The following is an 11,303-nucleotide window of genomic DNA, read 5'->3' as shown; positions in this document are numbered from 1 at the left end:
CCCGGCGGCTGCTGACGCCGGTCCAGATGGCGGCGGCGGATCACGCTGCGATCGCGGCCGGCACGCCGGGCACGGTCCTGATGGCGCGTGCCGGGCAGGCCGTGTCCGACGCCATCCGGCAGCGTTGGGCGCCGCGCCCCGTCCTCGTGCTGTGCGGGCTCGGCAACAACGGGGGGGATGGCTATGTCGTCGCGCAGTGCCTGCGCGACGCCGGCTGGCCCGTGCGGCTGGCGGCGTTGGGCGATCGGGCCGCGCTGCGTGGCGATGCGGCCCACCATGCGGCGCGATGGGCGGGCGTGGTCGAGCCTTTGCAGCCTGGCATGCTCGGCGAGACGGCCTTGGTCGTGGACGCGGTGGTGGGGGCAGGCTTGTCGCGCCCCTTCGACGGCCCCGCGGCCGCGCTGCTGGCCGAGGCCGCAGACTCGGGTGTGCCGCGATGTGCGGTGGACGTGCCGAGCGGGCTGTGCGGGACGAGCGGCGCTGTGCGGGGCAGGGCGGTGGCAGCCACGCTCACGGTGACGTTCTGCCGCAAGAAGCCCGGACACGTGCTGATGCCGGGGCGTGCGTTGTGTGGCGAGATCGTCGTGGCGGACATCGGCGTGGAGGATGATGCCGTCGTGTCCACCGGCGCGCAGGCGTGGGAGAACACCCCGGCGGCCTGGTCGGCCTGCTTTCCCTGGCCCGACGCCGCCGGGCACAAGTATCGCCGGGGCCATGCCGTGGTGATGGGGGGCGCGCACATGACGGGGGCCGCCCGGCTCACCGCGCTGGCTGCCCAGCGAGCGGGGGCCGGTCTGGTGACGCTGGCGGTGCCCAGCCCGGCGTGGCCGGTCTATGCGGCGGCGATGACGAGTGTGATGGTCGAGCCGCTCGCCGCGCCAGGAGACTTCGGCTTGGCCTTGCGCGATGCGCGCCGCAACGCGGTGGCGATCGGACCTGGCGCAGGCGCGACGCCGGATACGCGCGCCCAGGTGCTGGTCGCGCTGGGCACGGGGCGGGCCACGGTCCTGGATGCCGATGCGATCACCGTGTTCCAGGACGCACCGCAAGCGCTTTTCGACGCCGTCACCGGCCCGTGCGTCATGACGCCGCACGATGGCGAATTCCAGCGGCTTTTCGATGTGCAGGGCGACAAGCTCGCGCGCACCCGCGCGGCGGCCGAGCGCAGCGGCGCGGTGATCGTGTTGAAAGGGCCGGACACGGTGGTGGCCGCGCCGGATGGGCGCGCGGTGGTCAATACCCATGCGCCTGCCACCCTGGCGACGGGCGGCACGGGCGACGTGCTGACCGGCATCGTCACCGGCCTCGTGGCCCAGGGCATGCCTGCTTTCGAGGCGGCCTGCGCGGCGGTGTGGCTGCACGGAGAAGCCGCGCGCCAAGCTGGGCTGGGGCTCGTTGCCGAGGATCTGATCCAGCAACTGCCGACGGCGTTGCGCGAGCTTGCGCGCCAGGTGCGCAGTCACGGCGGCCAGACGTCAGGCTGAGCGCCGCAGGCGCCCAGGGCCAGGTGGCCCGCCATGTTGTATACACTGCGGGCTGGCGGCCGCCGCGGGTCGTCGTACCCAGGAGCCACCATGCGGGAATCCGCCGCCACCCCCGAGACGAACGCGTCCAGCCAGATGTCCCAGACCTTGCGCGCCCAGCTGGGCCTGCGCGAGCTCATCCTGGATGGCGAACTGGCCTCGGGTGCCCGCATTTCCGAGCTCTGGGTGGTCGAGCGCCTGGGGGTTTCGCGCACCCCGGTGCGGGCGGCCTTGCTGCGTCTGCAGGAGGAGGGCTTTCTCGAACCCATTCCCTCCGGTGGCTTTGCGGTGCGCTCCTTCACCGAGGAAGACGTGTGGGATGCCATCGAGGTGCGCGGCACGCTGGAGGGGCTCGCTGCCCGGCTGGCTGCCGAGCGCGGCGTGCCGGCGCGCACGCTGCGCGAACTGCAGCAGTGCGTGGCCGAGATCGATGCCATCCTGCAGGGCGGCATGACGGCGGACAAGTTCACGCAGTACATCGAAGTCAATGAGCGCTTTCATCGGCTGCTGGCCAAGGCCTGCGGCAGTGCGGTGCTCGAGCGCCAGCTCGAGAAGGCCACGAGCTCGCCCTTTGCCTCGCCGAGCGGCTTCGTGATGGTGCAGTCCATGGCGGCGGATGCCCACGAAGTCCTTGTCCTCGCGCAAGCCCAGCACCGCGGGGTCATCGAGGCCATCGAGCACCGCGAGGGTGCGCGTGCGGAAGCCTTGATGCGCGAACATGCCCGCATCGCCCATCGCAATCTGAAGAGTGCCTTCGACAGCCAGAAGGCGATGACGCAGTTGCAGGGCGGCAACCTGATCCGCCGCGCCCACCGGTAGCTGTCTTCCTGTATACATGAAGCCCGTCGATTCGACTCGGCGGCGGCAATTTGCGAACTTTTCTCGCCGATCTCTGGTTTGATGTATACAATGTGTATTCATCAGGGTGGCGTGTGTCCATGCGCCCCGATCCCGACACAGCATCAAGCGGGCGCCCGAGCGCCCCATCCGGAGGCCGCACATGTTTCCCAAGAACACCTGGTACGTCGCCTGTACCCCCGACGAGATCGACGGCAAGCCCCTGGGCCGCCAGATCTGTGGCGAGAAGATCGTCTTCTTTCGCGGGCCGGACGGCGAGGTGGCCGGTCTGGAGGATTTTTGTCCGCATCGCGGCGCGCCGCTCTCGCTGGGGTTCGTGCGCGAGGGGCAGCTGGTGTGTGGCTACCACGGCCTGGCCATGGGCGCGAACGGGCGTTGCGCGGGAATGCCGGCCCAGCGCGTGGGCGGCTTTCCCGCCGTGCGCAAGTTTCCGGTCGTCGAGCGGCACGGGTTCGTGTGGGTGTGGACGGGCGACGAGGCGCTCGCAGATCCAGCGCTCATCCCACATCTGGAATGGGCCGAGAACCCTGCCTGGGCCTACGGCGGCGGGCTCTATCACATCGCCTGCGATTACCGGCTGATGATCGACAACCTCATGGATCTCACCCACGAGACCTACGTGCATGCGTCGAGCATCGGCCAGCCGGAGATCGAGGAGGCGCCGCCCGTGACCAAGGTGGAAGGCGACATGGTGGTCACGAGCCGGTTCATGGAGAACATCATGCCGCCGCCCTTCTGGGCCGCGGCCTTGCGCGGCAACGGCCTGGCCGACGACGTGCCATGCGACCGCTGGCAGATCTGCCGCTTCACGCCGCCCAGCCACGTCATGATCGAGGTCGGCGTGGCGCACGCGGGCAAGGGTGGCTACGACGCCGATCCGAAGCACAAGGCGTCCAGCATCGTGGTGGACTTCATCACGCCGGAGACGGAGACCTCGATCTGGTACTTCTGGGGCATGGCGCGCAACTTCAAGCCCGAGGATGCCGAGCTCACGGCGACCATTCGCGAAGGGCAGGGCAAGATCTTCGGCGAAGACCTCGAGATGCTCGAGGCGCAGCAACGCAATCTGCTGGCCAACCCGCAGCGGCGCATCCTCAACCTGAACATCGATGCCGGCGGCGTGCAGTCGCGCAAGGTCATCGACCGTGTGCTCAAGGCCGAGGCCGAGCAGGCCGCGCAGCGTGCGCAGACCTCGGTGGCGGCCTGACGGCCTTCGTCGGGCTCGGGTAATATCGATCCCTTGTGCTGGCCTCGTGGGGCCAGCGTGACATCGGCGCGCCTGCGCCGCGCGGCAACGTAAGGCAGGTGCCCGTCGAGGCGCCTGATGCGAGACATCATGAAAGTCCTGATCAAGAAGAAACTCGACGCGGCGCTGGACATCTGCGCATTCGAACTGGCCGAGCCGCATGGCCAACCCTTGCCCGCGTTCTCGGCAGGCGCGCATATCGACGTGCACGTGGGCGACGGACTGGTGCGCCAGTATTCCCTCTGCAATCACCCTGAGGAGCGCGACCGCTATCTGATCGGCGTGCTGAAGGATCCCGCATCCCGTGGCGGCTCGGTGGCCATGCATGCCCTGAAGGAAGGCGACATGCTCGAGATCAGCGAGCCGCGCAACCACTTCCCGCTGCAGGCCGGCGCGACCCATTCCGTGCTGCTCGCAGGCGGCATCGGCATCACGCCGATCCTCTGCATGGCCGAGCGACTGGCCCACATCGGCGCATCGTTCGAGCTGCACTATTGCACGCGTTCGCCCGAGCGTACGGCCTTTCAGGATCGCCTGGCCGCCACCGGCCTGGCCGCCTGTGCCCGCGTCTATCATGACTCCGTGCCGGATCAGGGCAAGCTCGACCTGGCGGCCGTGCTGGCCCAGCCGGCAGCCGGCAAGCATCTGTACGTCTGTGGTCCGGCGGGCTTCATCGATGCCGTGCTGGCAGCGGCCAAGACGGCTGGCTGGGCTGATGACCAGGTGCACCGCGAGTACTTCGGCAACGTCATCCAGGCGACGGACGCCGACGGTGCCTTTCAGGTGAAGCTGGCGAGCACCGGGCAATCGATTGCCGTGGCCGCGGATCAAAGCATCGTCGAGGCGCTGGAAGCGGCAGGCATCGACGTGCCGGTGTCGTGCGAGCAGGGCGTGTGCGGCACCTGTCTCACGCGGGTGCTCGAGGGTGAGCCGGACCACCGCGATATGTACCTGACCGATGATGAGCGGGCGGCCAACGACCAGATGCTGCCGTGCTGCTCGCGCTCGAAGTCGGCGGTGCTGGTGCTGGATCTCTGACGGCTCGCCTGCGGCTGGCAGCATCACAAAGGGCGGCCTCGGCCGCCCTTGTCATGTCTGCTCGAATCGATCGAAGCGCCGTGTCGTGTCCTGGGACTCCGTGATCAGGTCCGTGACGCGGGCCATGGGCGGGCCGTGGCGCATCCATTCCAGCATGTGGTCGACCTGGTCGGGGGTGCCCTGCAGCAAGGCCTGCACGGTGCCGTCGAGCTCGTTGCGCACCCACCCCGTCACTTTCAGGCGATGCGCTTCGCGCACGGCGCTGGCCCGGTAGCCCACGCCTTGCACGCGGCCCGTCACGCGCACCAGCAGTGTCTCCAGGCCGGCATCGGGGTGTTGTGCCTTCATGCCTTGCGCTCCGCGGGCTCTTGCGGTGCAGCCGGCGCAGGCGCTGCCACTGGCGTGGCCTCGGTCTGCGCATCAACGGCGGCATCGCCGGCCTGGGGCTCGGGAACGGGGCGGGTGCCTTCGGCGCCTGCCATCCAGGCGATGAGTGAGGAGCGCATGGCCTCTTCGACCGACATCGCCACGGGCTGGACCCACTCGGCCGGCACGAACACCGTGTAGCCACCGATCATGTAGCCCATCGGCAAGTACACCGCCACGCGGGTGCCCTGCATGAACCCGGGCGGCAGGCCATCGACGCTGCTGCGCGTGACCAGGCCCACGACTTCCATCTCCTGGCCTGGAATGCGCAGCACCACGACCTGCTGGGCGTTCTGCTTGCCGCCTGGCGAGAAGTAATCCGCGAAGCTCTTGAGCGACGAGTAGATGCTCTTGATGACCGGGGTGTTCATGAAGGGGCGCTCCATGAACGACAGGATGCTGCGAAAACGCTGCTTGCTGACCAGGTAGCCGATCAGCAGGATGCCAAGCACGCCCAGCGTGAGGCCCATGCCGGGGATGTAGAAGCTGCCGATGAAGGGGCGCAGAAAGCCCAGCGCCAGGTTTTCGGTCCAGACGAGGAAGATGTACAGCAGGTAGACGGTCAGTGCGACGGGCAGAATGGTGATCAGCCCGGTGAAGAAATAGACAGAAAGACGCTTCATCACAGTGGGAAAACTCCAGCGGTCGGGACTAGGGCGTGTTGACGCCAGGGCGCGGGCGCGAGCCTGGCGTGGACACGCCCCAGGACGGCGTGTCGAAAACCGCGGGTGCGAGCATAGCAGCCTTGGCTGACGGGGGGGTTACGCCGCCTTACCAGCGTGTTACGGCTGAGTTCGGCAAACCAACCTATGATTCGCGCTTTCCCCCGCGGGGCGTATCGCTGTCTCCGATGATGTGGACCTCTTCCGCGTGGCCGGGTTCCGGAGCGCGTCTCGATAGGCACCGATGTGCCGTACCGCGCTGGTTCGCCCTGGCGCTCTTGCTTCTGTTGCTCTGGTGCATGGCACCGGTGCTGGCCCAGGCACAGGGGGATCCGCTGGCTGAGGTTCAGCGTACGCTGGAGGCTGCGCGCAAGCAGGTCGACGTTGCGCGCGAGGCCCTGGGCAAGGACAGCGCGAGCGATGCTGAACTCTCACGCCTGCGCGACGCCGTGCAAAGCGCCCAAGGCGATGCGAGCCAGGCCGCGGGGGCGCTGGCGCCGCAGGTCGAGAGCCTGCAGGCACGTCTGCAGCAGCTCGGTCCGGTGCCGGCCGAGGGCAGCGAGGCGCCGGACGTGGCCTCGCAGCGGCGCGAACTCGAAAAGAGTTTCACGGGCCTGGATGCGCAGTTGAAGCTCGCCCGACTTCTGATCGTCGAGGCCGATCAGGTGTCCACGCAGATCAGCGGCATGCGACGTGCCGGCTTTCAGGCCCAGCTGGGCGAGCGCACGGCCTCCGTGCTCGATGGCGCCTTCTGGGATTCGCTGGATACCGAGTTGCCGGCCGACATGGCCCGCCTGGCCGAGCTGGCTGGCGCCGTGCGCGACGCCGCCGGGGAGGTGCCTGAACGCATCTGGTGGCTGGTGGCCCTGGGTGCCGCCGGGCTGGCAGCCCTGCGCTGGTGGCTGGGCCGACACCTGGTGCGCTTGGCGGCCGATCGCGTGCCGTCGGGCCGACTCAGACGCTCGTTCCACGCCGTCGCCTTGCTCACGCTGGATACGGCAACCCCCGTTCTGGTCTTGCTGGCCATTCGCGCCGTGCTGCGGGATCACGGCGCGATGCCCGAAGCCCTGGGGCCCTTGATGGTGGGGGTGGCGGTCTCGCTCGCCTTCGGCGGTTTCGTGGTCGGCCTCGGTCATGCGTTGCTCTGCACAGATCGTCCGACCTGGCGTTTGCCGCCGCTCCCGGATCCGCTGGCGCGCCGCCTGCGGTGGCTGCCCTGGCGTCTGGCCACCGTGCTCGTGGCCGCCTGGCTGGCCGATCGCGCCACCGCGGCGCTCGACGCGAGTCTCATCACGGTCGTCGTGCTCAATGCCCTGGTGGCCGCGGCCCTGTGCGGGGTGCTGGGCGTGGCCCTCTGGCGCGGCGAGCAGATCCGCCGTCTGGCAGCCCGTGACCCGGATATCGAGATGCCGGCGCTGCCCTGGTGGCTCTCCCTGCTGGTGACGGCGGCGTGGGCCACGCTCGCGCTCAGCGTGATCGGGCTCCTGCTGGGGTATATCGCGCTGGCGAGCTTTCTCGCCAAGCAGCTCGCCTGGACACTGGTCGTCCTGTGCTCGGCGTATCTGGTCAGCGTCTTCGTCGAAGACGTGGTGAGCACGGCGCTCGGCGCCCGTGGGGACGCCGGCGAGAACGGCAGCCGGCGCGATCAGGCGGCGGTGCTGGTGTCCGGGCTGGTCCGCGTCCTGATCGCCCTGGCGAGCGTGGCGCTGCTGCTCGCGCCATTTGGCGAGGGGCCCGAGGAGCTCATCGGCCGCTTCGGCATCATCCGCGATGGGGTGAGCATCGGTGCCGTCACGCTGCGTCCTGGCGCGGTGCTGCAGGCCGCGGCGGTCTTCATCCTGACGCTCGCCGGTGTGGGCCTGATGCGCCGCTGGCTCTTCGCGCGCTATCTGCCCACCACCGGCATGGACGAGGGCATGCGCAGCTCGGCTGCCACGCTGTTCGGCTATGTTGGGTTCGTGGCCGCGGTGGCCCTGGCTTTGATCGCCGTTGGCATCGGCCTGGAGCGGGTCGCGTGGATCGCGAGCGCGCTGTCCGTCGGTATCGGTTTCGGCCTGCAGGCCGTGGTGCAGAACTTCGTCTCGGGGCTGATCCTGCTCGCGGAGCGACCCGTCAAGGTCGGCGACTGGGTGGCCATCGGCGGCGTCGAGGGCGACATCCGGCGCATCAATGCGCGCGCCACGGAGATCCAGATGAGCGATCACTCCACGCTCATCGTGCCGAACTCGGAATTCATCACCAAGACCGTGCGCAACGTGACGCACACCAATCCGCTGGGCGTGGTGAGCGTGAAGCTGCCTATGCCACTCGATACGAGCGCCGAGGTGGTTCGCGAGATCGGGCTCGCGGTGTTCGCCGAGCACGAGTCCGTGCTCGACACGCCGCCGCCGGCTGTCTACCTGGAAGGCATCACCGACCGCAGTCTGATGTTCAACCTGACGGGTTACGTCGCCTCCCCACGCACCGCCTACGGCGTGCGCAGCGCCGTGCTGTTCACCTTGCTGGAGCGGCTGCGCGAGGCCGAGGTCACGTTGCCGGGGCCGGAGGTCGCGACAGCGGCGGTCCCGCCTGCGCCGCCACCTCGGCCGCTCGCCTAGGCGATGTGTGCCGGCGCGTTGACCGCGTCGGCGAGCGCCGTCACCTGCCAACCCGTGTCGGTGCGATCGAAGCGCAGCGGGTGGGCATTGCCGAGCAGTGCCGGCGTGGCGTCCAGTCCCAGCAGGCCGGCGAGCACGTACAGCGTGCCGCCGTGTGCCACGACCAATACCGGACCGGGTTCGCGCAGCGCGGCTTCCAGCGCCTGGGCCGTGCGTGTCACGAACGTATCGAGGGTTTCGCCGGCCGGCGGAGCGCAGTCCCAATCCATGTCGGCCGAGGAGCTGCCGATGAGTTCACCGAAGTGCCGTTCGCGCAGCCCGTCCGTGCCGGCCGGCGTGATCGTGTGGTGCGCGGCCACGATGCGTGCCGTGTGATGGGCGCGCGCGATATCGCTGCAGACGATGGTGCGGATCGGCTCGCGGGCGAGGACATCACCGGCGCGTTCGGCTTGGGCTACGCCGGTGGCATTCAGGGGCTCGTCGACGCCCTGGAAGATGCGCCGCGCGTTGCATTCGGTCTGGCCGTGGCGCAGGAAGTAGAACCCCGGCACGGCGGGATCGAAGGGGATGCCGCTCGCGAGCGCCGCCAGGCGGTCAAGACCGCGGCGGCTGAGGGCGGGGGCGGGTGGCAACGAGGGCATGGCGCATCCTGTCAAAAGGCGGTGCCCCATTATGCCAAGCCCGCATGGCAGGTCGGCTTGGCGGCAGGACGAACCTGCCCGCCGCCACCCAGCGCGCCGTCAGCGGCGTGCGCCCGCCGCTTCCTGGCATTCAGGATACGCGCGTGGGCCCACGGTGAGCGTGGCCTGGCGGCCTTTGTTCCAGAACTCGACAGGGCCGTCGGGGCCGAGACCGGCATAGCGGGCACCCGAAGCCGCGATGGCTTGTGGCAGCACGAGCGTGCGCCCGTCCAGGGTGAGCGACATGGTGTTCTCGCCGAACTGCGTCTGCACGGCCGTGGTGCCGCATTGGAACGTCACGGCAGGCCCGTTCATGGGCGCCGTGGCGGGCGCGGGCATGCTTGCACGCGGCAGGGGCTGGGCGCAGCCCGCCAGGGCAGCTGCCGCCAGCAGGGCGCAAGATCGGATCAACATGGGAATCACTCCGTAAGAGGCCGGGCAACCCAGGCCGCCGGCGGAACTGCAACCCGCATGCCGTCACCTCGGCACGCCAATTGCGCAGGGACGGCATGATAGCGCTCTTCCTCGAGGCCTCTTCATGCGCGAACGTACGGCTCTGGAGACGACGCCCGCTGCGGCCGAGCAGCATTGTGTGCTCGCCAATCTGGTGTACGTCGATGATACGACCCCTGGCATCACGCGACGCGTGTTGCGCGGCAAGTTCTGCTACTTCGACGAGCGCGGCGAGCGCATCCGGGACGCAGAGGTGGTCCGCCGACTCAACGCGTTGGCCATTCCCCCCGCATACACCCAGGTCTGGATCTGCCCGAACGAGAACGGGCACCTGCAGGCGACAGGGCGCGATGCGCGCGGCCGCAAGCAGTATCGCTACCATGCACAATGGCAGGCCGTACGTGGCGAGCACAAGTACGGTCAGCTCGTCGCCTTCGGCACCGCGCTGCCGCGCATCCGTCGGCGGGTGGCTCGCGATCTTGGCCAGCCCGAGCTCTGTCATGACAAGGTGGTGGCTGTCGTCGTGCGCCTGCTGGAGACCACACTCATCCGTATCGGCACGGCAGCCTATGCGCGTGAGAACCGATCCTACGGCCTCACCACGCTCAAGCGGCGCCACGTGACGGTATCCGGGGATCGCATCCGCTTTCGTTTTCGCGGCAAGAGCGGGGTGCCGCACGACGTCACGGTCAACGACCGACGCTTGGCGCGGGTGATTCGGCATTGCACGGACCTGTCGGGGCAGACCCTCTTTCACTACACCGAGAACGACGTGGCGCGTCCAGTGGATTCGAGCTGCGTGAACGGCTATCTGCGCGAAGCGAGCGGCGTGGATTTCACGGCCAAGCACTACCGGACGTGGGCAGCCTCCGTGGCCGCGCTGGCGGCACTGCGCCAGCGTGCCTGGGAAGACGAGAAGCAGGCGGCCAAGACGATCGTGGAGGTGGTGCGCGCCGTGGCCAAGCAACTGGGCAATACGCCGGCGGTGTGCCGCAGCAGCTACATTCACCCGGCAGTGCTCGCGGCCTACCTGGCAGGCGGCATCCCGCCGCTGCCGGCGGTGACCGCGCCGCGCGGGCTCAATGCCGACGAGCGACGCTTTCTCGCGTTCCTGCGCAGCCAGGGCTGAGCGCAGACACGCTGGTATCATGCAACGCCCTTGCGTGTTGCGCCTGCCATGTCGCCGATCCCGATAATCCTGGTCCTGGGTGGCCCCGAGCCGCTGCGCCTGGACGTCTTGCGTCAGGTGTTGGCCTTAGCGGGTCCCGCTGACACGTTGATGCTGGCCGACGCTGACGTCGGTGCCGCGCTGAACCATCCGCTCTTTGCCCCCGTGCGCGCCGGTGGGGTGTCGTCGTCTGGCATGCAGTCCGTCTGCGCGTGTTGCGTACCGCAACGTGGCCTGGCAACAGCGCTGCGCGAGGCCACCTGGCGCTTCGCCCGAGGCGGGGTGCGCCAGTTCTCCCGCGTCATCGTGGACAGTGGCGAAGGCGGCCCCGCTGCCGTCTTGCGCACGCTGCTCACGGAGGCAGCGGTCACGGCGAGGTATCGCCTTGCTCAGGTGATTGCCGCGTCCGACCCGGGCGAAGCGCCAGGCGTGGTCGATGCGGCCACGGCCTCGGTGTGGGCGGTGGCTGACGTGCTCGCGATTCCTGTGCATGCGGATCTGGCCACGCAGCATCGCTTGCGCCACATGGTGCCGACAGCCCGGGTGTGCACGGCAGACCAGGTCCCTCTCGATGTGGGCGGCGAGGCTGCACCGGCGCGGGCCTGGCTCGCTGATGCCCATACGCCTGACCCTTTTTGATGTTCACGGATTC

General features: G+C 69.0%; 11 protein-coding genes. 7 read left to right on the top strand and 4 right to left on the bottom strand.

Annotated features, from left to right (window positions below):
- The 4 genes from IMZ29_RS19500 to IMZ29_RS19485 all read left to right on the top strand — a co-directional run.
- The coding region (locus IMZ29_RS19500) for an NAD(P)H-hydrate dehydratase (protein ID WP_216187239.1) at nucleotides 1–1,484 on the top strand (1,484 nt) is incomplete at its 5' end.
- A gap of 90 nt (nucleotides 1,485–1,574) precedes the next feature.
- Nucleotides 1,575–2,342, top strand: coding sequence for a GntR family transcriptional regulator (locus IMZ29_RS19495; protein WP_216187238.1), 768 nt, complete (start codon nucleotides 1,575–1,577; stop codon nucleotides 2,340–2,342).
- A 181-nt stretch (nucleotides 2,343–2,523) separates the two neighbouring features.
- Nucleotides 2,524–3,588 (top strand): Rieske 2Fe-2S domain-containing protein, encoded by a 1,065-nt coding sequence (locus IMZ29_RS19490; RefSeq protein ID WP_216187236.1) that lies wholly within the window; start codon nucleotides 2,524–2,526, stop codon nucleotides 3,586–3,588.
- A gap of 129 nt (nucleotides 3,589–3,717) precedes the next feature.
- The gene (locus IMZ29_RS19485) at nucleotides 3,718–4,665 is read left to right on the top strand and encodes a PDR/VanB family oxidoreductase (RefSeq protein WP_216187234.1); all 948 of its coding nucleotides are present in this window, start codon (nucleotides 3,718–3,720) and stop codon (nucleotides 4,663–4,665) included.
- 51 nt (nucleotides 4,666–4,716) lie between these two features.
- Here IMZ29_RS19485 and IMZ29_RS19480 read toward each other — a convergent pair whose 3' ends face one another.
- Together IMZ29_RS19480 and IMZ29_RS19475 are read right to left on the bottom strand one after the other, a co-directional pair.
- Nucleotides 4,717–5,013, bottom strand: a complete 297-nt coding sequence (locus tag IMZ29_RS19480; RefSeq protein WP_216187232.1) for an acylphosphatase — start codon at nucleotides 5,011–5,013, stop codon at nucleotides 4,717–4,719.
- Entirely contained in the window at nucleotides 5,010–5,714 is a 705-nt protein-coding gene (locus IMZ29_RS19475) for a DUF502 domain-containing protein (RefSeq protein ID WP_216187230.1), read from the bottom strand. The genes IMZ29_RS19480 and IMZ29_RS19475 overlap by 4 nt, the downstream gene beginning before the upstream one ends.
- 338 nt (nucleotides 5,715–6,052) lie before the next feature.
- Between IMZ29_RS19475 and IMZ29_RS19470 the strand changes: the two genes are divergently transcribed.
- Nucleotides 6,053–8,350: a DUF3772 domain-containing protein gene (locus tag IMZ29_RS19470; RefSeq protein WP_443083798.1), complete on the top strand. Its 2,298-nt coding sequence runs from the start codon at nucleotides 6,053–6,055 to the stop codon at nucleotides 8,348–8,350.
- Here the strand turns inward: IMZ29_RS19470 and IMZ29_RS19465 are convergent.
- Together IMZ29_RS19465 and IMZ29_RS19460 are read right to left on the bottom strand one after the other, a co-directional pair.
- Nucleotides 8,347–8,991 carry a histidine phosphatase family protein gene (locus tag IMZ29_RS19465; RefSeq protein ID WP_216187228.1) on the bottom strand — a complete coding sequence of 215 codons (645 nt, stop codon included), beginning with the start codon at nucleotides 8,989–8,991 and terminating at the stop codon, nucleotides 8,347–8,349. The two genes, IMZ29_RS19470 and IMZ29_RS19465, sit on opposite strands and share 4 nt — an antisense overlap.
- A 99-nt stretch (nucleotides 8,992–9,090) precedes the next feature.
- Nucleotides 9,091–9,444, bottom strand: a complete 354-nt coding sequence (locus IMZ29_RS19460) for an MliC family protein (protein ID WP_216187226.1) — start codon at nucleotides 9,442–9,444, stop codon at nucleotides 9,091–9,093.
- 124 nt (nucleotides 9,445–9,568) lie between these two features.
- Here IMZ29_RS19460 and IMZ29_RS19455 point away from each other — a divergent pair, with 124 nt between their 5' ends.
- Nucleotides 9,569–10,612 (top strand): DNA topoisomerase IB, encoded by a 1,044-nt coding sequence (locus IMZ29_RS19455; RefSeq protein WP_216187224.1) that lies wholly within the window; start codon nucleotides 9,569–9,571, stop codon nucleotides 10,610–10,612.
- Nucleotides 10,613–10,660: 48 nt separating this feature from the next.
- Nucleotides 10,661–11,290, top strand: a complete 630-nt coding sequence (locus tag IMZ29_RS19450; protein WP_216187222.1) for a hypothetical protein — start codon at nucleotides 10,661–10,663, stop codon at nucleotides 11,288–11,290.
- Nucleotides 11,291–11,303: the final 13 nt, after the last annotated feature.

It is taken from the genome of Verticiella alkaliphila, assembly GCF_018904615.1.
GTDB lineage: Bacteria > Pseudomonadota > Gammaproteobacteria > Burkholderiales > Burkholderiaceae_B > Verticiella > Verticiella alkaliphila.
Note: the sequence above shows the minus strand (reverse complement) of the source record. Positions and strands in the feature narration are given on the sequence as shown.

What these genes read in the sequence shown, in the direction of transcription:
- IMZ29_RS19495 (WP_216187238.1), top strand. Translation starts at nt 1,575, where the DNA reads ATGCGGGAATCCGCCGCCACCCCCGAGACGAACGCGTCCAGCCAGATG.
- IMZ29_RS19490 (WP_216187236.1), top strand. Translation starts at nt 2,524, where the DNA reads ATGTTTCCCAAGAACACCTGGTACGTCGCCTGTACCCCCGACGAGATC.
- IMZ29_RS19485 (WP_216187234.1), top strand. Translation starts at nt 3,718, where the DNA reads ATGAAAGTCCTGATCAAGAAGAAACTCGACGCGGCGCTGGACATCTGC.
- IMZ29_RS19480 (WP_216187232.1), bottom strand. Translation starts at nt 5,013, where the DNA reads ATGAAGGCACAACACCCCGATGCCGGCCTGGAGACACTGCTGGTGCGC.
- IMZ29_RS19475 (WP_216187230.1), bottom strand. Translation starts at nt 5,714, where the DNA reads ATGAAGCGTCTTTCTGTCTATTTCTTCACCGGGCTGATCACCATTCTG.
- IMZ29_RS19470 (WP_443083798.1), top strand. Translation starts at nt 6,053, where the DNA reads ATGGCACCGGTGCTGGCCCAGGCACAGGGGGATCCGCTGGCTGAGGTT.
- IMZ29_RS19465 (WP_216187228.1), bottom strand. Translation starts at nt 8,991, where the DNA reads ATGCCCTCGTTGCCACCCGCCCCCGCCCTCAGCCGCCGCGGTCTTGAC.
- IMZ29_RS19460 (WP_216187226.1), bottom strand. Translation starts at nt 9,444, where the DNA reads ATGTTGATCCGATCTTGCGCCCTGCTGGCGGCAGCTGCCCTGGCGGGC.
- IMZ29_RS19455 (WP_216187224.1), top strand. Translation starts at nt 9,569, where the DNA reads ATGCGCGAACGTACGGCTCTGGAGACGACGCCCGCTGCGGCCGAGCAG.
- IMZ29_RS19450 (WP_216187222.1), top strand. Translation starts at nt 10,661, where the DNA reads ATGTCGCCGATCCCGATAATCCTGGTCCTGGGTGGCCCCGAGCCGCTG.